Here is a 21,537-nt window from a genome sequence, read left to right on the forward strand (position 1 = left end):
GATTGCATGACAAAACTCATGCATTCTACTTCCTACTGCAGGGAGTGCTCGATAGGCTTCTGCCACTTTGAAGGAGAAGTCCACCATTTCCTCTGAAGACATAGATCCAGCTTCTTTTACTTTTTTCATACATGACCTGAATTTCAAGGATTCATAGCCTACAAATGTTACAACTGAAAGCACGAGAACACCTGATATAATGAGGATAAACTTTTTCATCTTAGTTGTCCTCTATATGCTCCCCATACTTTTGGCCACTCTCAAGTTAAGTCAGCATAATGCTACGATTTATAATATGGCCATGTTGACCCACCGCCGAATGCGATCTATCCTGTCAGCAGCTTCAGTTCCTCGATCCGCGAATGAGCCGGGCCGAGCTTTTAGCTGTTTCTTCTCTCAAAGACATTCATGGGTAATCACCTTCTAAACTGATTTCTCATGATTCATACCACAATCCCTTCCCGCTCCACCCCCTCCAAGAACTGTGACTGGATCGCTTTGAGGTGCTCGAGGTGTTGCTGACTGATGACCTGAATCGACAGAACCATTCCGTGTTCCAGTTCGAGTTGGTAGCCCGACTCGCGAATCCGATCACCGAGCTTCCAGTCCTCAGATCGAAAACCACCTGGATATCAATATCCGATTCTTTGCTCGCGTCTCCACGAGCCTTAGAACCAAAGAGAGTCAATCGCACCAGTTCACCAGGATATTGTTCCTCTATGGTTTTCTTGAATGCCTCAACAACATGTTTCTCTTTAGCCGTCAGTTTCCTCATTCCACCGTCACGCTCTTGGCGAGGTTTCGGGGTTGATCGACGTCGCAGCCGCGAAGTACGGCGACGTGGTAGGCCAGCAGCTGCATCGGGACGGAAAGAACGACCGGCGTCAACAGAGAAGGCGCCGGGGGAACCCGAATCACCTGGTCGGTCTTCGTGTCGATCTCTTGATCCCCTTTCGTGGCCACGGCGATGATGATGCCTCCACGGGCTTTCACCTCCATCACGTTGCTCAGAACCTTCTCGTAGACCTTGTCTTTGGGCGCCAAGACCACCACCGGCATGTTCTCATCGACCAGGGCGATCGGGCCGTGTTTCATTTCACCCGCCGGGTAGCCTTCGGCATGGATATAGGACAATTCTTTCAGCTTCAGCGCGCCCTCCAGAGCGACCGGGTAATTGATCCCGCGGCCCAGATACAGAAAATCCCGATACTTGAAAAATTGCCGTGCCAATTCCGAAATCGCCTGATCCTGTTTTAGCGTCTCCTCGATCAACAGGGGAAGATGTTGCAGGTCTTCCAAAAGCTTCGTTGCGCGCGAAGGACTCGGGATTTTTCGCATCGTCCCGAGATGAAAAGCCAGCAGGTAGAGGGCGGTTAACTGGGCCGTAAACGTTTTGGTGGCCGCCACGCCGATCTCGGGTCCGGCGTGAGTATACACCACCCCATGGGCTTCCCGGGCCATCGTGCTCCCGACCACGTTGCAGATCGAAATCACTCTCGCGCCCTTGCCCTTGGCTTCCTTGACGGCGGCCAGGGTATCGGCCGTTTCCCCCGACTGGGAAATGGCGATCAAAAGCGAGCGACGGTCCAGGACCGGATCACGGTAGCGGAACTCCGATCCGATGTCAACTTCGACCGGGATACGGGCCAGTTCCTCGATCATGAACTTGCCGATGAGGGCCGCATGCCACGATGTTCCACAGGCGACGAGCGAAATCTTGCGGAGATCTTCCGCCTCCGCCGCCGTCAGGCCGATTTCGGGCAGAGCCACCTCGTCTCGTTCAAGAAAGACGCGGCCACGGAAGGTGTCCAAAACGGCCTGCGGCTGTTCATGGATTTCTTTCAGCATGAAATGTTTGTAGCCGCCCCGCTCGGCCATGACCGGATTCCACGAAACGGTCTCTATCCGTTTCTCTTTCGGCCGTCCCGCCGCATCCTTAACCGTGATTCCCTTCGGGGTCAACACGGCCATCTCGCCGTCGTCCAACAGAATGATGTTTCGTGTATGGTTCAAGATAGCCGGTATGTCCGAGGCGATGAAATATTGCCCTTCGGCGGTACCGGCGACCAGCGGACAGCCCTCCCGGGCCGCGATCAGAAGATCGGGCTCTTTTTCGGAAAGGACACAGATGGCGTAAGCGCCGCGAACCTCCTTTAAAGCCGAACGGACAGCCTCTTCGAACCCCTTGCTCCGGCCCATCTGCCGGTCGATGAGATGAACGATCACCTCGGTATCCGTTTCGGACTGAAAGGTACGGCCCTCCGCCTGAAGTTCGTGCTTGAGCGCAAGATAGTTCTCGATAATGCCGTTGTGCACCAAAACCAGCGGTCCGACCCGATGGGGGTGGGCGTTCTCTTCCGAGGGCCGCCCGTGGGTGGCCCATCGCGTATGCCCGATGCCGATTCGACCGGAGGGCGCCTTTCCGGACAGGGCCGCTTCAAGATTCGCCAGCTTTCCCACCGACCGACACACCTCGATGCGGCCGTGTTGAAGATAGGCGATCCCGGCCGAATCATAACCCCGATACTCCAAGCGCCGAAGTCCTTCGATCAGAATGGGGACCACGTCTTGATTGCCGATGTAACCGATAATACCGCACATGGATATATCCCTTATCGATTTATTTTCTTTTTTGTCTTTCTTTTCTTCGCCCAATCCTTCTTGGTTACTTGCCTGGCCCGGGCCAGGACCAGGGAATCCGCAGGGACATCCTTGGTGATGGTGGATCCGGCAGCGATGACCGCCCCTCGGCCGATTCGGACGGGCGCGATGAGCTGGGTGTCGCTTCCCACGAAGACGCGGTCTTCAATAATCGTTTGGTGCTTGTTGACCCCGTCATAGTTGCAGGTAATCGTTCCCGCCCCTATATTGACCTCTTTCCCGATCACGGCGTCTCCCAGATAGGTCAGGTGGTTCGCCTTGGATCCCTCCCCCATGTCGGTCTTCTTGGTTTCTACGAAATTGCCGATCTTGGCCCGTTTATGAAGGATCGTCCCTGAACGAAGATGTGCGAACGGTCCCACCGTCGCGCCTTCTTCCAGCACCGAATCGACCAGGATGCAGGAATCCATCACCGTCACGCCGGTCCCCAGCCGAGAATCGGTGATCCTTGTGTGCGAATGGATGACACAGTCCTCTCCGATTCGACTGGCGCCTTCCAGCCGGACATTGGGATGAATCAGGGTATCTTGTCCGATCGTCACGTCCGCGTCGATCCAGGCTGTTCGGGGGTCCAGGAGGGTTACGCCTTCGAGCATATGCCGCTCCGCAATTCTCCTATGGACGGCCCGTTCGATTCGAGCCAGATCCACGCGGGTATTGATGCCCGCCACTTCTTCCGAATTTTCCGCATGGACCACGCCCAATTTAAGACCCTGCCGGACCGCAATTTGAACGATATCGGTTAAATAGTATTCCTGTTGCGAATTGTCGGATTTTAACTCTTTTAATGCCGAATACAAGAATGGGGCGTTCGCCACATAAAAACCGGTGTTGATCTCGCGGACGCTCCGCTGCGCCGGCGTTGCATCCCCCTCCTCCACAATGGAGACCAAATCACCATCCGGATTCCGAAGGACACGGCCGTAGCCTTTTGGATCCGATATCGTTGCGGTCAGAAGCGTCAACTCGGCGCCCCGTTCCCGATGGGTCCGCAACATGGACTGAAGCGTTTCGATTGTAATCAACGGCACATCGGCATTTAAAATGAGAACCGGTCCCTGGAAATCGGCCAGGGTCGCCTGTGTCTGCAGAACGGCATGTCCCGTCCCCCGCGGCCTGCCCTGATGAACGATCTCCGCAGGCTGATTCTCCAGGATCCGCTCCACCGCCTCGGCTTGGTGCGCCACCACCACGAGGATCCTGTTGGACGGCAGCCGCCGGGCGGTCTCCATGGAATAGAGAATCATGGGCCGACCCGCGATCGAATGAAGCACTTTTGCCCGCTTGGATTTCATCCTTTTACCCAGGCCGGCGGCCAAAATCACGGTGGCGATCCTCATCTTCGCCGCCTCCCGGCCCGGATCGGATTCACGATCCATAAAGTTGTGATAATATAGTTCTGGGTGTCGTTCTCCGGAAATTTCATCGAGTCCATTAGAATACAATGTTAAATAATACTCATTTTCCTTAATTCTTGCAAGCGTTTATTTGTATTTTGGGGAGGAGTTGGTATCATAATATTCGATGATAAATAACGGGAGCCGCGTGATCTTTTTCGAATTGGCCCTATACGGGATCAGAAATTTCACTCAACTTACCCGGCTGGCTTTCAAACCCGGTCTTAATCTTATTCAGGGCGCGAACGGCAGCGGGAAAAGCACGATTTGCGACGTCCTACTTGCCGTTCTCTCACCCATTTCGGATCGTTCGGTCCAAAGTTTTCGACCACAAAAACCCTCCGACGCCTGCCAGGCCGGATTGATCTTCAAGACGAAAGGTGAGCGGATCTATCGGCTTATTCGAGACTTCGCCGGCCGCAAAAGCAGCCTGTCCGAATTGGATTCGTCGAACAAATTTCATATCACGACGCAGGAGGAAGAGCCAATCGCAAAGTTCCTGACGGATGAGATGGGCGGTCTTCCTCTTAACGCGTTTGAAGGGCTTTTTACGATGAGGGGGAGTTGGATGCCATCGGCACGGGCCGTTGTAGAAACCCGTTTGGACCATCAGGCAAGCTCGCCGGTCTTGGGCTCCTCCCCCGCCCTTGCCGCCGAAACAAACACCATGCCCCAGGACAGGACACAGAAACAGAAACGGTTAAAGGAACTCAAAGCGTTCTTGGCCCAAGGGGATCAACTGGCGGCCATGGAAGATCAACTCTCCGACCTGCAGGCTCGTTCCGCGGAAGCGAAGCGACGTCTGAGAATGGTCACGGAAAAGACGGCCGAACTTTCACGATTGATGCAACAGGGGACCGGATTTGAATCCCTTCGCGACCTTCCCGAGGACTATCACCTCATTCTCGAAACTTCGGCCCAGCAAGAACATCTTAAAAACGAACAGCTGACCACGATCGCCGAGGATGAAGAATTCGTGAAACAGGATTTGGCGGCCATTCCGAATCAGCCGTTCTTTCTCACGAAATTTTTTATCGCCGGGGGAGTGTTGGTCTTGGCCGCGCTCATTCTGATGGGCGCCCTGAGCCTCGGAAATCTTTTCCAGAATCTGATGATGGTCATGCTCCTGGCCGGCGCCGGTCTGATGGGTTATGCCGGTTATCTGGATTTTGGAAAGATGAACAAACGAAAGGCGCTTGAGCTGAAATCCCGGGAAGCCGAACGACAACGGGCCCGGGTCGAGGCCACGTTCAAGAAAGAAAATGCCGCGTGTATGGATCTGCTGAAAAAAACCGGCTCCGCCGATGTGGCGAGCCTCAAAGAGAAGATCCGTAATTACGAGCGTTTTGCCCAGGCCCGTCGGGAACTGGAATCGCAACGGGATCAGTTTCTTGGCAAGAAGACGCCGGAAGAATTGCAGAACGACGTGGATACGCTGTCGCGGCAGATCTCCGATCTCGAATCCAAACTCAAGAGTTCCTCGACGTTGCCGTCGGATATCTACCTGATCCAGGAGGAAGTCCGCATCCTGGAACAAGATTTGGCCGTGTCGTCTTCGGCCGATCCAAAACCGAAACTCGATCCGCTGCCGAAAGTTGCCGGATCGGATGCGTCCGGACGTCCCGGATTTTCCAAAGAAGGAGGCGATTTCCTTTCGGGTCCACTCCACACCGGGATTCGAACCGCGGGGGTGCAATCCCTACTCCTGGATCGCCGTTCGGAACTAAACGCCCAAGCGGCCCGCTTGATCGAAAAAACGGGCGGGGCGCCCGAGGCGGTGATCGTCGTAAACGAGCAACTGCAGCCGGCGCTGACCACCCGGACAAAGACACCCGTCCCATGGGAAGTATTAAGCTCCGGGCAACAGGACATTTGCCATTTCATGCTTCAGCTCGCTGTCGCCCAGATCCTTTCATCATCCCACCCATTTCCCCTCATCCTTGATAACCCGCTGCCCGTTCTGGATCCCCCGCATCAGCAGATGGTACTGGACATTTTGCGGGAAATCGCGCAGAATAGACAGGTTCTTTTGCTTTCTTCGGCGGCGTATCCCAGCCGAACAAGCGACAACCTCATCCAACTTAAATAGGGACAAAGACTGCCTTTGCTTCGGGCAACCGAGGGGGCATCCCTATCCAATAATCGAATCAGGAACACGACATCGAAATGCGCGGCTTCTTCATCACGTTCGAGGGCATCGAGGGCAGCGGGAAAAGCACTCAGATCGAGATTCTGGCCCATCACTTGCTCCGTGAAGGACACAAGGTCGTAACCACCCGGGAACCCGGCGGGACCGCATTCGGTGAACAGATCCGCAGGGTATTATTGAGCATCAAGAACCGCCGATTGGATACGCGGGCCGAACTCTTTCTGTATTTGGCCAGCCGGACCCAACATCTTGAAGAAGTGATCCTACCCGCTCTAAAAAAAGGGACGATCGTCTTGTGTGATCGATTCTCGGACGCGACCCTCGCCTATCAGGGTTTCGGCCGCCGGCTCGACATGAATATCGTCCGGGCGGCGGTGGACTACGCGGCCAAGGGGCTGATTCCCGATCTGACCTTGCTTCTGGACCTGGATGTCGGCGTGGGACTGAATCGTGTCAGGGATCGCGGAAGGAGCAACCGCATGGACCGAGAACAGCGTGAGTTCCATCAACGCGTTCGGGCGGGCTATCGTCGTTTGGCCCGAACGGAACCCGGACGCATCAAGATCGTGGAGGCCTCGCAAACCCCGGAGGACGTGGCCAAGGATGTTAAAATGATGGTGGACCGGCGCTTGGTCCGCCGCCCGGTCGCCAAACAGAACGAACGAGGGTTTCATGTCGTCCGAAGCCGGTTTTGAAACGATCGTGGGACATGCCCATGCCAAAGCCGTCCTAACAGCGGCTCTGGCGAACGACCGAGTCGCGCATGCTTATTTGTTCCATGGAGCAGCGCATATCGGGAAATTTCTGACGGCCGCGACCTTTGCCAAGATGGGTCTATGTCCCCATCCTAAGGCAGGCTCGGCCTCCGGCCTTTCGACGCTGGCCTCCTGCGGTCAATGCCGGTCCTGTCTGGCCGTGGATTCAGGAAGCCACCCCGATTTCCGGGAGGTGCGACCGGACGGCAGCCAAATCAAGATCGGACAGATTCGCGAATTGCAGGACGCGATTGCCTTCAAACCTTTGATCGGTTCACGGAAATGGTTTCTGGTTGACGAGGCCGACGCGATGAATCCCGAGGCGGCGAACGGTTTTCTGAAAACTTTGGAGGAGCCTCCGGACCACAGCGTTCTGATCCTGATCTCGGCCCGACCGCAAACCCTGCTGCCGACGATCCTTTCCCGCTGCCAGGCCGTCCGCTTCGGTCCGGCGCCGCTGCCGGAGCTGACGCAGTGGCTCCAGAGGCGACGGGGCCTCGGTCCGAAGGAGGCGATCGTGTTGGCCGCGCTGGCCATGGGAAGAATCGGGATCGCGGCCGAGGCCGATCCGGCGGTCTTGAAAAGCGAACGAGATCGGGTTCTCGATGCCCTTTCCAAGGAGCGGCTTGAAGATCCGGCCGAACTTTTTAATCAGCCCGACGAGTTGGCCGCGACGCCGGAGCAACTCGCACGATCGCTGGACACCATCGAAGTCTGGCTCCGAGACGTCCTGATCGCCCGGCACGATCCCGATCCGACCCTTCTCATCAATCAGGATGTCCCGGAAAGAATTACGACCTGGAGCCGTGCCGTCTCAACCGATTCGGTGCTGGAAACGATGACGCTGATCCATCACCTCCGGCGGGCCGCTCCCCGAAATCTCAATCACGCGCTCGTGTTGGAGACGGTGCTTTTGAAACTTCGCGACGCGGTGATCGGCGAATCGGCCGCAGACTCGAAGCCGAACTGAGCGGAACTCATCCGGACATGAAATCGTCCCGCAGAAAAACACCCTCGCCAAAACGCAAGACCTTCTATATCACGACGCCGATTTATTACGTCAACGACGTTCCCCACATTGGGCATGCCTATACCACGATCGCGGCCGATGTCCTGGCCCGATACAAACGGCTCCGGGGTTACGACGTTTTTTTTCTGACCGGGACGGATGAACACGGGCAAAAAGTCCAGCAGGCCGCCTCCAAACAGGGCCTGGATCCTCAGACGCACGCCGATCGGATGGTCGTGGCGTTTAAAGAGCTTTGGAAACGCCTGACGATCTCGAACGACGACTTTGTTCGTACGACGGAGGAACGCCATAAGCGGGTCGTGCAGGAAGTCCTTCGGCGGCTGAGAAAGAGTGAGGTTCTCTACAAGGCGTCTTATCAGGGCTGGTACTGCCTGCCGGATGAACGGTTCTGGGCGGATGACGAAGTGGTCGAAGGAAAATGTCCCGAATGCGGCCGACCGGTGGAACGGATCTCGGAGTCGAACTACTTCTTCAAAATGAGCGCTTACCGGGATCGTTTAATGCGACACATCCGAAAATATCCCGGATTCATCCGGCCCGAAAACCGTCGAAACGAGGTGTTGGGTTTTCTGGACCGGCCGCTTGAGGATCTTTGCATCTCCCGCCCGAGGGCCCGACTTGCGTGGGGTATCCCGTTTCCCTTTGATCCGGACTATGTCACGTACGTCTGGGTGGATGCGCTGGTCAATTATATCTCGGTTCCCGGCTACGGCACGGATAAACGGCGCTTTGCGAAGTGGTGGCCGGCCGATGTCCATCTGGTCGGAAAGGATATCCTGACCACGCATGCCGTTTATTGGTCGACGCTTCTCATGGCGCTGGGGCTCGATCTGCCGAAAACCTTGTTCGCGCACGGCTGGTGGACCGTCGATGGTGAGAAGATGTCCAAAAGCCGCGGCAACGTCGTCGACCCGAACACCATGGCGGCCGAGTACGGAACGGACGCCTTCCGTTATTTTCTGCTGCGGGAGGTCCCGTTCGGACAGGATGGAAACTTTTCAAAAATGGCCGTGACGGCCCGCTACAACAGCGAGCTGGCCAATGATTTGGGCAACCTTTTTTCCCGCACCCTCACGATGATCGAACGATATTCGGGCGGTGCCGTCCCCAAGAACCATCCCAAAGCGCGCCAAGCGGAGGATCGTCGCCTGGCCGCACTGGCGCGGTCGTTGTATCGCACGGCAGGAAAAGAAATGGAACGCTTCGCGTTTCATCGCGCGCTGCGCGAGATCTGGACGCTCGTGGATTTTGCCAACCGCTATGTCGAGAGAACCGCGCCCTGGGATCTGGCGAAGGATCCAAAGAACCGTGCCCGATTGGATGCGGTTCTGTATCATCTGGCCGAAACGCTGCGGATCCTGGCGATTCATCTGTTTCCGTTCATGCCAGGGACGGCCCAACGCATGACGACGGAGCTGGGCTGGACGACCTCGCTGGAACGGGTCCTGAAACCGCGGGACTATCATTGGGGAAGGCTTAAGCCGGGCCGACCCATTCAGAAGGGCAAGCTTCTGTTCCCTCGCATTGAAACACCGCGAACCGTTCCGGAACGAGAAACGGCCGCGCCTCAAAAACTTTCAAAGGAGACCGCCATGGAATCGACACAGACCGCACCATCCTTTGTTTCAATTGATGAGTTCCGGAGGCTTGATCTTCGCGTCGGCCGGATCATTACGGCCGAAAAGATCGCGGGAGCCGACAAACTGTTAAAACTCTCGGTTTCGATCGGCGCCGAAACAAGACAGGTCGTTGCCGGAATCGCGACCAAATACGGACCCGAACAGCTCATCGGCCGATCGATTATCCTGGTGGCTAATCTGAAGCCGGCCGTCATCCGGGGAATCGAATCGCAGGGGATGATCCTGGCGGCGGGCGACAAGGCGGTCGAGGCCCTGGCGACCTTCATGGAACCGGTTGATCCCGGAACGCGTGTGAAATAATTACGGCCTTTCCTTCCATTTATTGACTTGACTAATCCTCGCGACAGCCGTTACAATTATCATCTTTTTGCGCCGGTATCTTATAAAAGAGACGGCCCGTATGAAATGGCGAGTCAATGATCAGGAGGAATACAATGGCGGTTTTAATCAGGCGTTACAAATTGGCCACGGGCCAGACCAAAGAGGATCGAATTACGGAACCGGACCGGATCGAGCGATATCTGGGGATGTTTGAACGCGAGGATGTCAAACAGCTTCAATCGGGTCAAAAGGTGGTGATCGAGAAGGATGAGTGGCAACTCATTCCCTGAAATCCATCGCCGATTCATGCCGAATAACCGGCGGGAGCCGGACTGGATCTTGGGATGTTTTGGGTTTATAATCATTCTATGAATCGGCGCCAGTTCCTATCGGGAATATTTTTCTTGATCACCGGCGCCGTGATCCCCCGCAACGGGTTCGGGAAGAGTGACGTGCAGGAAAAAATCGAAAAGATTCATAAGACGGACGACGAATGGCGAAAAATGCTGACGCCGGAGCAGTTTTACATCCTGCGCGAAGAAGGCACGGAGCGGCCGTTCACAAGTCCCCTTCTTGAGGAAAAACGGAAAGGCCGCTATGTTTGCGCGGGCTGCGAACTGGAGCTGTTCACCTCCGATATGAAATTCGACAGCGGCACAGGCTGGCCGAGCTTCTTTAGGACCATCGAAGGTCGGGTTGAAACCCAACGCGATTTTAAATTGCTTCTGCCCCGCACGGAGTATCACTGCGCCCGCTGCGGCGGCCACCAGGGTCACGTGTTCAACGACGGTCCACCGCCCACAGGCCAGCGTTGGTGCAATAACGGTCTCGCCCTGGATTTTATTGCCGACAAGGCTGAGGGATAGCAGTCGGTCGCACCTAAAAAATCCCGCGCTGTTTGGCGAACAGGAACAACGCCAACAGAAGGGCCGCTTTTAACAACATCCGATACACTAGCCCGGACAGCTTCATCACCCGTCTTTCTCATCGATGCATGGGGAGCTTAGTCGCCCGCGGACGGGTCAGTGATGGTCGTGTTCCCGCCGAACACAATAAGGTCCCTCGCAGCCTTTCAGATCCACTGTGGGATCACGCTCGGGCGGAATCCGGAACCGGGTTTGCGTTTCATAAATCGGCCGGACGACCTGATGAGCGTCAAACTCAAAATCCAGGATCGTCGTTTCCTTGGATGAAATCGTGACCTGTTTCTGAATCGGCTTCATGTGGGGATGCCAAGCAATGACGTTGTAGGTTCCCGGAGGTAAATTCTCAATTCTAAACTTCCCGCCTGTTTTCGTCTTTGCAAAATAAGGGTTGTCGACGACCCAGGCCCAGGTCTGCATGTATTCGTGCATCTCGCAAATAATTTGGGCAATTTGCTGGCCGTCTTCGAGATTAACGTAGCCGCTGTTGGCCTTGTAGGAGACCGGAACCGGGAAGCTTAAAACACGATTGCCTTTTTCCGGTTGGTAGACCTGGGCGGCATGACTGACCGGATCACGGTTGACCACGGACAGCAGGGAATGATTCCGGATCACGGTAAGCAACGGGTGAACATGAACCAATTGACCATGATGAAACGCGAACTGTTCACTCTCCGGAACATCGGCGGGATGAAACATACAATTCACTGTTACCAGCTCCGTATCGTGAGAGCGAAAAGCTTTTCCCTTTGGGACGTTCTGAACCGCGACGACCGCGTCCTGCAGTCCTCCGGCTGTGTCCGCGTTGAATTCCCGCAGAAGGACCAGTCCTTCCCCGTTCGATATCTTTTTGCAAAAATCACCGAAGGGATACAGGGCCATCGGAAATACCCGAGGCTCCGGAACCGGACCGCGCAGCGTAACTTTGCCCGAGATCGTCCCGCCGTTCTTCACATCGACCGCTTCGTAGGGCAAGGCGATGGAACTCCACGCCAAATAGACCGTCACGGCCAGGGATAATCGTATATGCCATTGCATGGACGTTGTCATCGCTTACAAGCGCCCCAGTTCACCTTTCACTTGCTGGGCAAGCTCATGATCCGGATGCGCGCTGATCAATTGCGTCCAGACCTGTTTTGCGCCGACCGGGTCCTGTTTGGACTGGAGCAGGATCAACCCCTTGTTATACAACGCCTCCGGGTAGTCCTTCTGCATGGCCAGGATTTGATCCAACTGTTTGATGGCCTCATCCGGTTTTTGCATAAAGATATAGCAGTTCGCCAGGCTCAAACGGGCATTGACGTTCTTCGGGTCCGATTTCAAGGCCCGATCGTAGTATTCCTGCGACTTCTCGAAGCGCTGAATCATGAAATTGGCGTTGGCAAGGCCGAGCAGGGCATCGACATTGTTCGGTTCTTGGTCGATCTTCTTTTTATCGGCTTGAATCGTTTCCATGGAAAACTTGCTTTGATCGAAAGGTACGATGTAAAGCGACAACTGCTGCGGTTGCGCGGGAGGCGGTGGAGGCGGCGCGGTCTGTTGTGCGATCGGCGGCGTTGTGTATGACGGAGCCGATGGAGGGGAAGAACTGTTTTGATTGCAAGCCGCCAGAACACCGGCCGTGAGAAAGAGGAATGGGATATAAAGAATTCTAACGATCTTCTTCATTTCGATCTCCTTCGCAACCGTGAAATAGACCCTCGATAGCCGCAAGGTACCAGTTTTACCCGAAAATTTCAAGGTCTGTTTCCTTGAAAATTACCGCGGGCTCCGGTACAATCCAAGCGGGGTGCCTGAAAGGCCAAACACAACCGATGCTGATCGACAGCCACGCTCATCTCAATGACCCGGTCTACGACGCCGACCGCGACGACGTGATCCGGCGGGCCGGTGAGGCCGGGGTCGGGGCGATCGTTACCATCGGCTGTGATCTTGAAAGCAGCCGTCGAGCCGTCGAACTGGCCGATCGGTATAAAATGATTTATGCCACGATCGGTGTTCATCCGCACGAGGTCAAACTTGTGGACGACACGACCCTGACCGAGCTTCAGAAATTGGCCGCTCATAAGAAGGTGATCGGTTTCGGTGAGATCGGGCTGGATTATTTTTATCTGCACTCCCCCAGGGAAACCCAACAACGGCGGTTCCGGCAGCAGATCGCGCAGGCCAAGATGCTCGGCCTGCCCATCGTGGTCCATTCCCGGGATGCGAAATCCGACACGTTGTCCATCCTCAAGGAGGAAAGGGTTGAAAACATCGGTGGCGTGATGCATTGCTTCACGGGGGATCTGGAAATGGCCCGGATCGCCATGGAGATGAATTTTTACATCTCGTTCGCCGGCGTGTTGACTTTTACAAATGCGACGGCCGTTCGGGAGGTGGCCCGGGCTCTTCCGATGGATCGCATCCTGCTCGAAACCGACTGCCCCTATCTTTCCCCCGTTCCCAACCGTGGCCGGCGGAATGAGCCGGCTTATATCCGTTACACCGCGGAGGTTCTGGCTCGGCTGCATCCCGATCAGACGCCGGAGTCGATTATGAACGTCACGGCCGAAAACGCCGCAAGATTGTTTAAAATCAAAATTTGATATTTCATGAGTCGTGATGTCGTTGTTTGAGCTTAGCCTGATATACTCCGGGATTGTTCCTAACTGCCCGCCAATATTGACTCATTTCGACTTTCATGCTACGGTAATAGGCATATGAGCGCGCCGGTCCACTTTGGAAAATATCTTTTGATCGAAAAAGTCGGCACGGGCGGCATGGCCGAGCTTTTCATGGCCAAACAGACCGGCCTCAAGGGCTTCGAAAAGGTGATGGCCATCAAGCGCATTCTTCCCCACCTCACCGAGGACCCTGAATTTGTTTCAATGTTTATCAACGAAGCCAAACTCGCCGCGCTCCTGACCCATCAAAACATCGTTCAGATCTTCGATCTCGGTCATGTCGAAAATTCATATTTCATTGCGATGGAATTCGTCATGGGGAAGGATTTGCGGACGATTCTCCAACGCGCGAAGGCGCTCAATCTCCCGCTGTCCATCAGCCACGCTCTCATGATCATCACCAAGATCTGCGCCGGACTGGACTATGCCCACCGGAAAAAAGATCTGACCGGTCGGGACTTGAACATCGTTCATCGCGACATCAGCCCCCAGAACATCTTGGTTTCCTACGAAGGCGAAGTAAAACTGGTTGACTTTGGAATCGCAAAGGCCGCGTCCCAGAGTTCCGAAACGCGCACCGGTATTCTGAAAGGTAAGCTGTCCTATATGGCGCCCGAACAGGCGCGGGGCCAGGAAGTGGATCGGCGTGCGGATATTTTTGCGGTGGGAATCTTGCTCTACGAAACCCTCACCGGACATAAACTCTTCAAGGGCGACAACGACTTCAACACCCTGGAAAAAGTCCGGGAGGCCAAGGTGGAACCGCCTCCGACCTCGCTCAATAAACAAATGGCGCCGGAACTTGAGGCGATTATCCTCAAATCGCTGGCGAAAGACCCGGATCATCGCTTCCAGTCGGCCTCCGAGTTGCAGACCGCGCTTGAGGATCATATGTCCCAGAAAGGTTACGACTTCAGCACGGTCCGCTTGGCGCAATATCTTCAGGCCCTTTTTCAACACGACATCGAACAGGACGGCCGGCGATTTCAGATGGCCAACGGCTCGGCCGTCTCCGAGAATATCGAGGACCGGAGCACCGTCGTTCGACGACGTTACTCGCCGGACGTCGCCCATGAATCAACGCCTTCCCGGCCGAGCGGCCGGCTCCGAACGCCGACTCCTCCGCGAAACCTACCGGCCGAAGCTTCCGTGTTTCGCATGATGATCCTGACCGTGATGCTGGTCATGGGTGCGGCCACCTTGCTATCGATGGTCAATCCGCCTTTTCTCCAGACCTTGGCCCAGACCTCGCCGGAAGTCCGGGCGGCCGTCCTTCGGTTGTCCCAATGGCCAGGCCTCACGCTGGATTGGGCCCACCATATCCTTCGTGCCGCGGCCGGTTCACCGGACACCGTATCCGTGACCGCAACCCGTCCTCAACCCGTTCCGGAAACGGTTTCCTCCCAAGTCGTCTCGTCTGCACCCCCGGCGGAGGTCGATTCGCCCGGTTCGCCTTCGACTCCCGGCTCCCATTCCCAGGAGACCGTGAACGCGCCGACCGGTATTACCGAGGAGCCGGATCGGAAGCTGACCCAGCGGGAAAAGGAAGAGGTTCACAGGCTTCTTAATGATGCAAGAGCGGCTTATGATCAACACCGATTGGACGATGTGGAACGATTGCTCCGACGGATCATGGATCTGGATTCCAATGTCCCGGTCGTCTACCATCTTCTGGGTACGATTACGCTGGAGCGAAAGGATCCGGACGGGGCGATTCGTATTTTCGAGGAGGCCTCGCGAAAATTTCCGGATTTTCCGATCTTGCATTACGATCTTGGGTTCTTGTATTTTAAGCAAGGCGTCGTTTCACTGGCCAAAGACGAGTTGCAAAAGGCCTTGACCTTAAACCCGGCGGCGCCCATGGCCGATCGTGCGCGGATCGTGTTGCACGACATGAAACAGTTTTCCGACCGGCAGGGAATCCGGCCCTCCCCGACCGATGCGGGATCGGACCATCCGACCGACACGGCGTCCTCCCCTTCGGAATCAAGCGAGACCCGTCCATGAAAGTCGTGTGCGACGCCTGTCACACGATTTATGACCTGCCGGAAGGCAAGGAAGGCGTCCTCGGCTGCCCGTACTGCGAGAACGTCAATCGGCCCCAGCAGGAACGCCCGGCCGCGACCGCGGCCCCTCCCCGTATGGATCCATCGGACCACGGCAAAACGATGCTGGGACCCATGGACGGGCAATTGTCCGATGAGACCACGGCCGTTCGTCAAGCCGTCGCCGGAAAAATGATCGGTCTTGGGGTAAACCTGGAAGGGACCCTCATTGTATTAGAGGGCGAAGGCAAGGGAAAACGAATCGCGCTGACAAAAAGTCGGATGACCTTCGGTCGAAAACAGGCCGATGTTATCCTCACCGACCCGGAGGCTTCCCGCCAGCATTGCGCCCTGCTGCTCTACGGCGACTTTGCCGTGGTGAAGGATTTGGGCAGCGCCAACGGGACGAAAGTGAACCACCGCATCGTGAAAGAAGGTTTACTTAAATCGGGAGATACGATCCAGATCGGCACCACTGTTTTCCAATTCATGTTATCGTCCAAAACCGCCCAATCCGTAAGCCGTTGAAGAATCCTCCCCGCACAGACAGAGGGCTTCGACCCGAATGGAACCATGTTTTAAATTCAATCGATCACCCCGCCGCCAGAGGCGGGAATGACCCCCGATGTGCGGTTTCAAGTCGGAATTCATAAAATGCACTTCTCGAAACGTTCCATCTTCGCGCTAGGATCGGGGATCCTGCTGATCCTGTCTCAAGCCGGGCTTGCGGCTTGTGAAAAGAAACCCGTCGATATGGTCGCGATCCCGGCCGGTGAATTCTTAATGGGGACGGATGAAGTAGACGCCGATAACGAGGCGCTGGACTACGGACTGCCGCATCCCTGGTATGAGGACGAGCATCCGCTGCATCGTGTGAATCTGCCTCCGTTCTATATCGACAAGTATGAGGTGACCAATGAAAAATACAAATTATTCCTCACCCAGATGAAACACCCGCCGCCCGAGGACTGGAAGAACGGGATTTATCCGGAAGGCCGGGCCCAATTTCCGGTCGCTTATGTCAGTTGGTTCGATGCGGAGGAATACTGTCGCTGGGCCGGGAAACGTCTGCCGACGGAAGAAGAATGGGAGAAAACCGCCCGCGGACCGGATCATTACAAATACCCGTGGGGTAACTTCTTCAATCCGGACCTGGCCAACATTTCCCATGGGCCCGTGATGACCGCGTCCTCCGTTGCGGTCGGACAGTATGAAGGCGGCAAGAGTCCCTACGGGGTCTACGACATGATTGGGAATGTCTGGGAATGGACGGGAAGCTGGTATCGGCCTTACCCCGGGAATGAGGCGCGAAATGAAAACTTCGGGCAGGTTTTTCGCGTGACCCGCGGCCTATCCTTCATGGGTATCGGGCATTATCCCCCGGATACTTATAAAAAGGTCGCTTCGATCGTCGCCCGGGCTTCGTTTCGTTCATACGATTATCCCACGTCACGTCTGGCGGATGTCGGCTTCCGGTGCGCCCGGTCGGGAAAATAAGTGGCGTCTAAATTGTCATCCATGAATAAAAACCTGATCGGGATCGCGGCCGGCGCGGCGGTTTCTGCGATCATTCTGATTTTTTTAGCCCTATGGCCCCTTTCCAACGGGCCCGAAACATTTATTCCTCAAGACAACCCTGCCGTTCCGCCGCCGATAACAACGGAACCTGCTCCGTCCGCCGCACCGCAGACGACACCGCCCGAACTTCAGCCAGAGGATCTGGGAACCGACGAGCCCAGCGCAACGGATTCGAAACCGGCAGAAGATATTGGAACGGGTTCCACGGAGGAGGTTGAAACAAACCGCGGTATTCCGAAACAACTCGAGCCCGCAAGGCCCACCGCTACTGAAAAGGAACATACGAAATCGGATCGGGAAACCGGACGCATCGCCGCCGCTCCATCGCCGCCTCCCCCGCTGATCGGTCCATCCGACCTGGAAGAGATCCATTCGCTATTGTTGCGTTTGAAGACCGCATATGAGGGGAAGGATATTTCGACAATAAAACAATTATTGGTTTTATCCGAAGACCAGGAAGGAATTCTAAAAAATATCTTTGAGTCTTATAAGACCATTCGGTCTGATATCGAAGCGGTAAAGATTATGCCGGACCGGGTGACGAGCGCCATATTAATCACCTCTCTGGACAACGAGAGAGGCAATCTTGTGATTCCCGGACCTCGGTGGGAAAGACAGTCCGTCCGGATCACTCCGAAGAACAACCGTTGGAACCAAGCCACCCTTGATCCGGAGGGCTTTAAAGCGTCCCAAACGGGTCCGGTCGACATCATTGCGCCCACGATTATCCATTCCCTTCCTGCCTACACGGCCAAGCCCGGGGAACCGGCCACGATCTCGGCTACGATCACGGATAACGTCAAAGTGACCCAAGCCACGCTTCGTTTTCGGGCGCAAGGGGAACGGAACTATGAATCGATCCGAATGTCCGAGCGACCGGACCACATTTTCAACGCCCCTATTCCGGGGTCGATGATCAAGGCGAACAGCACCAGCGTCGAGTATTACATCGAGGCGAAGGACGCGCAGGGCAACTTGTCCTTCGAAGGCCGCCCAACCGCTCCCATGGTCATCGCCGTTGTTCCAACCCCGTCCGAATGACCTTCATGGAAAGAGCCCGTTTTTAGAAGCAGGATGGCGCCCTCTATTTGGATTCAGACATGCGAATGTGAATCTGAAGAACGGTGGCCCCGATCCGTATCTTGTCTTTATCCTTCAGCAGTTCATCTTTGATCTGAAAATCGTTGAGGAAGGTGCCGGATGCGCTGTTCAAATCCCGAAGCACCACCACATCGTTATAGACTTCGATCGCGCAATGCAGTTTAGAAACAGCCGGATCTTGAAGATCCACATCCACGCCGTCGCGGCCAAAGGTAACGCGGCTTTTCTTGGAAAGAATAAAGGCATGGCCGACATCGACGCCTTCCAGGATCTGAAGCCCGATCTTTCGGTCCGTTGGAAGAACCATGGCTTTTCCCTGGATCGACTTCTCGATTGGATTCATAGTTTATTCAATCGAAGACGCTTTCGGCGTTCCTGTTTTGACAGCCGCCGCGGATTCCCTTTCTTTTCCATCTTGGCGGGTGTGGCGTCTTTTTCCCCCGTCGGCAGATCCTCATCCGGATGGCCGCTCACGGCTCGCGCCAACCGTCCCACGAATTCGCCGCAAGAAACCGCCACCCCGCCGGCCGTTAGGACATGACGGGCCACCTCCCGGTCCGAGGAAACCACCAGACAGGCGCCACCCAATTCATCGGCCATTCGCGCGATCACCTGGTCCGCCCTCTCGCCGTGCCGCGAGAAAACGACCTCGATTCCCCGGCGGAGTTCGCCGTGTTCGTCCGGCCAGCCGGACCGCCAGGCGTCAAAGACAACTGTGACCGCATGGCCCTTGACCGCCCGATAACGGGCCAGCCGGTCGATTAAGTCCTCGCGCCGGGCCTCGATATCTCCGTACAGCCCCTTTTCGCTCCCGATAAAATTGTACCCGTCCACGATGACGCGGATTCCCATAAGCATCCAAGATAATCCAGGCCCGAAAGAAAGTCAATCCGGACATATTGACAACATCGACGCGGTGGGTTAAATTGTGGACGATGGGACCAGACCTGTCGTACCCAAGAGAACGCGTGGTCCGATGGACACTCCTTTTTGCAATCGGCTGGACCATGCTGTTGTCCGCCCCGCCCTCCAAAGCCGCAGGGCGAGGCCCTGAAAAGCTCTTCAACGCCGGAGTGAACTGCCAGAATCGTCTGCTCGACTCACCCAAGCGACAGAAGTTCCGCCATAATTGGGAAACCTGCATCAAGAAGTTCAATATCCTTTTAATCCAATATCCTAAAAGTCCGCTCGTGGAGAAGTCGCTGTTTACTCTGGGCGAATTGTATAGTGGACTGTATCGCAATTCCCAAAACCCGAAGGACGAGGATAAATCCCGGCAATACTATCGGGAGCTGATTGCAGACTACCCCGAGGGTCTTTCCGCGCGGGAGGCCCAAAAACGTCTGGTCGATCCCCAAAACCCGGAAGAACGGACTTCGATCGCCACGGTTCAAAATATCCGGCACTGGGTTTATTCCGATTATACCCGGCTGGTTCTGGACCTGGACCGTGACGTCGCCTACCGGAGGAATCAGCCGGAGGATGGCGAAGTTCTGCGGATCACGCTCAACAAAACGCGTTTATCCCCGGAAGCCAGAAAAGATCTGGCCGATCTGAACGACGGCCTGCTTCAGCGCGTCACCCTGCGACCGTCCGTGGCCGACGGCATCCAAGTGATCATCAACCTTAAAAATCTCAAGGAAACGCCTAAGATCATTCCCTTGAGCAATCCGGAGCGATTGGTGATCGATCTCTTCGGTCCGAATCCAACGGATCATTCGGACCGGCCCGACCCCCCAAACGAATCCTTTACGAAGACATCGAGCGGTCATGGAACCGTCGCCCAAGCCCAGCCGATGGACGTTAAGACGATTGTGATTGATCCCGGTCACGGCGGAAAAGATCCCGGAGCGATTGGGAGAAACGGCCTGACCGAGAAGGATGTTGTCCTGGATATCGGGTTAAGGCTGCGCAGCCTCATTCGGGAGCGTTTGGGTAAGAAGGTCATCATGACACGGGAGGACGACACCTTTATCCCGTTGGACGATCGGACCCTGATCGCCAATTCGAACAAAGCCGATTTGTTTGTCTCAATCCATGTCAACTCGCATCCCCGACGAGGGACCCGCGGCGTGGAAATCTATCACCTTGGACAGTCATCCGATCGGCACGCCATGGCCGTGGCCGCCCGCGAGAACAATGTTTCAATGCAATCGCTGGACAACCTGGATCGGACCGTAAAACAGATTCTGTTCGATCTGGGTCGCGACTATAACATGGAACAGTCCCAGAACCTCGCCTTTTTCACACGCCAGTCCTTCCGGACCACGCTGGAAAACCGATACAACTACACGGTCGTCGATCATGGCGTAAAACGGGCGCCCTTCTACGTCCTGTTGAATTCCAATATGCCCAGCATCCTGGCCGAAGTCTCCTTCATCAGCAACCCGACGGAGGAACAACTCCTCCAAAAGCGCGAATACCGCCAAGCCATCGCCGAATCGCTGTTTCAGGGAATCCGCGCCTATCTGAACACGCTCAAGCCGATTTCGTGATCCATGCCGAATATCAAGCTGGTGGTTGAGTATGACGGTTCACGGTATCACGGCTGGCAGCGTCAACCCCGTCTCCCGACTGTTCAGGGGACCCTGGAGGACGCCATTGCCGTCATCGCCCAAAAACGGGCGACGCTGATCGGAGCCGGCCGGACCGATGCGGGCGTCCACGCTCAGGGCCAGGTGGCCAATTTCAAAATCGATACCCGCCTCACCCCCGAGACCTGGATGCGGGCCCTGAACAGCCTCATTCCCGATGACGTCGTCATCGTCAGCGCACAAAAAGTCTCAAGCCGTTTTCACGCCCGCTTTTCGGCCATCGGGAAAATATACCGCTATAGAATTATAAACCGACGATATGCCCCGGCCATCGGCCGTCAGTACGTTTGGACCGTTTACGAACCTTTAAACATCCGTCACATGAAATCGGCCGCGCGGGCCCTCATCGGCAAACATGACTTTTCTTCGTTTCAGAGGTCCGATCCTTCAAAAGATCGCACAAAGGGGGGAAAACGGACGGCGTTCTGTCATATCCGCCGTCTGGAGCTCGTCAAACGAAATGATAACCTGGTCATCACAATTGAAGCCGATCGATTTTTACAACACATGGTCCGGACGATCGTGGGAACCTTGGTGGAAGTGGGAAGGGGTCGGAGAAGCCCGAGGGAGATGTCCCGCCTGCTTGAAAAAAAAGACCGCCGATTCGGCGGTCGGACGGCCCCCGCACAGGGCCTTTGTCTGGCGCAAGTAAAATATAATGATCTTCTTTAGATATC

General features: G+C 55.6%; 21 protein-coding genes. 13 read left to right on the forward strand and 8 right to left on the reverse strand.

Annotated elements, in window-relative coordinates:
- The 4 genes from VLY20_11395 to glmU all read right to left on the reverse strand — a co-directional run.
- Window positions 1-219, reverse strand: a 219-nt coding sequence (locus tag VLY20_11395) for a hypothetical protein (GenBank protein ID HUK57251.1), incomplete at its 3' end; no start/stop codon positions are given.
- Window positions 220-436: 217 nt separating this feature from the next.
- On the reverse strand, window positions 437-775 hold the full coding sequence (locus VLY20_11400) for a nucleotidyltransferase domain-containing protein (GenBank protein HUK57252.1): 339 nt from the start codon (window positions 773-775) through the stop codon (window positions 437-439).
- On the reverse strand, window positions 772-2,601 hold the full coding sequence (gene glmS / locus VLY20_11405) for a glutamine--fructose-6-phosphate transaminase (isomerizing) (GenBank protein ID HUK57253.1): 1,830 nt from the start codon (window positions 2,599-2,601) through the stop codon (window positions 772-774). Before glmS ends, VLY20_11400 begins: the two co-directional genes overlap by 4 nt.
- An 11-nt stretch (window positions 2,602-2,612) precedes the next feature.
- Window positions 2,613-4,001, reverse strand: coding sequence for a bifunctional UDP-N-acetylglucosamine diphosphorylase/glucosamine-1-phosphate N-acetyltransferase GlmU (gene glmU / locus VLY20_11410; GenBank protein HUK57254.1), 1,389 nt, complete (start codon window positions 3,999-4,001; stop codon window positions 2,613-2,615).
- A gap of 205 nt (window positions 4,002-4,206) precedes the next feature.
- Between glmU and VLY20_11415 the strand changes: the two genes are divergently transcribed.
- The 6 genes from VLY20_11415 (at window position 4,207) to msrB (ending at window position 10,819) form a co-directional block, all read left to right on the forward strand.
- Window positions 4,207-6,147, forward strand: a complete 1,941-nt coding sequence (locus tag VLY20_11415) for an AAA family ATPase (GenBank protein HUK57255.1) — start codon at window positions 4,207-4,209, stop codon at window positions 6,145-6,147.
- A gap of 77 nt (window positions 6,148-6,224) precedes the next feature.
- Complete coding sequence (gene tmk, locus VLY20_11420; protein ID HUK57256.1) at window positions 6,225-6,902, forward strand: dTMP kinase; 678 nt, start codon at window positions 6,225-6,227, stop codon at window positions 6,900-6,902.
- Window positions 6,880-7,932 carry a DNA polymerase III subunit delta' gene (gene holB, locus VLY20_11425; protein ID HUK57257.1) on the forward strand — a complete coding sequence of 351 codons (1,053 nt, stop codon included), beginning with the start codon at window positions 6,880-6,882 and terminating at the stop codon, window positions 7,930-7,932. Before tmk ends, holB begins: the two co-directional genes overlap by 23 nt.
- Before the next feature lie 17 nt (window positions 7,933-7,949).
- Window positions 7,950-9,932, forward strand: coding sequence for a methionine--tRNA ligase (metG, locus tag VLY20_11430; protein HUK57258.1), 1,983 nt, complete (start codon window positions 7,950-7,952; stop codon window positions 9,930-9,932).
- A gap of 134 nt (window positions 9,933-10,066) precedes the next feature.
- Window positions 10,067-10,243, forward strand: a complete 177-nt coding sequence (locus VLY20_11435) for a hypothetical protein (protein HUK57259.1) — start codon at window positions 10,067-10,069, stop codon at window positions 10,241-10,243.
- 78 nt (window positions 10,244-10,321) lie between these two features.
- The gene (msrB, locus tag VLY20_11440; protein ID HUK57260.1) at window positions 10,322-10,819 is read left to right on the forward strand and encodes a peptide-methionine (R)-S-oxide reductase MsrB; all 498 of its coding nucleotides are present in this window, start codon (window positions 10,322-10,324) and stop codon (window positions 10,817-10,819) included.
- Between the two features lie 156 nt (window positions 10,820-10,975).
- Here msrB and VLY20_11445 read toward each other — a convergent pair whose 3' ends face one another.
- Complete coding sequence (locus VLY20_11445) at window positions 10,976-11,914, reverse strand: carboxypeptidase-like regulatory domain-containing protein (protein ID HUK57261.1); 939 nt, start codon at window positions 11,912-11,914, stop codon at window positions 10,976-10,978.
- A gap of 15 nt (window positions 11,915-11,929) precedes the next feature.
- Window positions 11,930-12,544: a tetratricopeptide repeat protein gene (locus VLY20_11450; protein HUK57262.1), complete on the reverse strand. Its 615-nt coding sequence runs from the start codon at window positions 12,542-12,544 to the stop codon at window positions 11,930-11,932.
- Window positions 12,545-12,627: 83 nt separating this feature from the next.
- Between VLY20_11450 and VLY20_11455 the strand changes: the two genes are divergently transcribed.
- From VLY20_11455 to VLY20_11475, 5 genes are all read left to right on the forward strand, one after another.
- Window positions 12,628-13,464, forward strand: coding sequence for a TatD family hydrolase (locus tag VLY20_11455; protein HUK57263.1), 837 nt, complete (start codon window positions 12,628-12,630; stop codon window positions 13,462-13,464).
- Between the two features lie 114 nt (window positions 13,465-13,578).
- A complete protein-coding gene (locus tag VLY20_11460) occupies window positions 13,579-15,549 on the forward strand; it encodes a protein kinase (GenBank protein HUK57264.1) in 1,971 nt (656 codons plus the stop codon).
- Window positions 15,546-16,115, forward strand: a complete 570-nt coding sequence (locus tag VLY20_11465; protein HUK57265.1) for an FHA domain-containing protein — start codon at window positions 15,546-15,548, stop codon at window positions 16,113-16,115. The genes VLY20_11460 and VLY20_11465 overlap by 4 nt, the downstream gene beginning before the upstream one ends.
- Window positions 16,116-16,241: 126 nt before the next feature.
- On the forward strand, window positions 16,242-17,084 hold the full coding sequence (locus VLY20_11470) for a formylglycine-generating enzyme family protein (GenBank protein HUK57266.1): 843 nt from the start codon (window positions 16,242-16,244) through the stop codon (window positions 17,082-17,084).
- A gap of 21 nt (window positions 17,085-17,105) precedes the next feature.
- Window positions 17,106-18,206 (forward strand): hypothetical protein, encoded by a 1,101-nt coding sequence (locus tag VLY20_11475; protein HUK57267.1) that lies wholly within the window; start codon window positions 17,106-17,108, stop codon window positions 18,204-18,206.
- Window positions 18,207-18,249: 43 nt separating this feature from the next.
- Here VLY20_11475 and VLY20_11480 read toward each other — a convergent pair whose 3' ends face one another.
- Window positions 18,250-18,609, reverse strand: coding sequence for an FHA domain-containing protein (locus VLY20_11480; GenBank protein HUK57268.1), 360 nt, complete (start codon window positions 18,607-18,609; stop codon window positions 18,250-18,252).
- Window positions 18,606-19,124 (reverse strand): NYN domain-containing protein, encoded by a 519-nt coding sequence (locus tag VLY20_11485; GenBank protein ID HUK57269.1) that lies wholly within the window; start codon window positions 19,122-19,124, stop codon window positions 18,606-18,608. Before VLY20_11485 ends, VLY20_11480 begins: the two co-directional genes overlap by 4 nt.
- Before the next feature lie 110 nt (window positions 19,125-19,234).
- On the opposite strand from VLY20_11485, the gene VLY20_11490 reads away from it, so the two are divergent.
- Together VLY20_11490 and truA are read left to right on the forward strand one after the other, a co-directional pair.
- Window positions 19,235-20,761, forward strand: coding sequence for an N-acetylmuramoyl-L-alanine amidase (locus VLY20_11490; protein HUK57270.1), 1,527 nt, complete (start codon window positions 19,235-19,237; stop codon window positions 20,759-20,761).
- Window positions 20,762-20,764: 3 nt separating this feature from the next.
- Window positions 20,765-21,532: a tRNA pseudouridine(38-40) synthase TruA gene (gene truA, locus VLY20_11495; GenBank protein HUK57271.1), complete on the forward strand. Its 768-nt coding sequence runs from the start codon at window positions 20,765-20,767 to the stop codon at window positions 21,530-21,532.
- Window positions 21,533-21,537 lie beyond the last annotated feature (5 nt).

The organism is Nitrospiria bacterium (genome assembly GCA_035517655.1).
Classification (GTDB): domain Bacteria; phylum Nitrospirota; class Nitrospiria; order JACQBZ01; family JACQBZ01; genus JACQBZ01.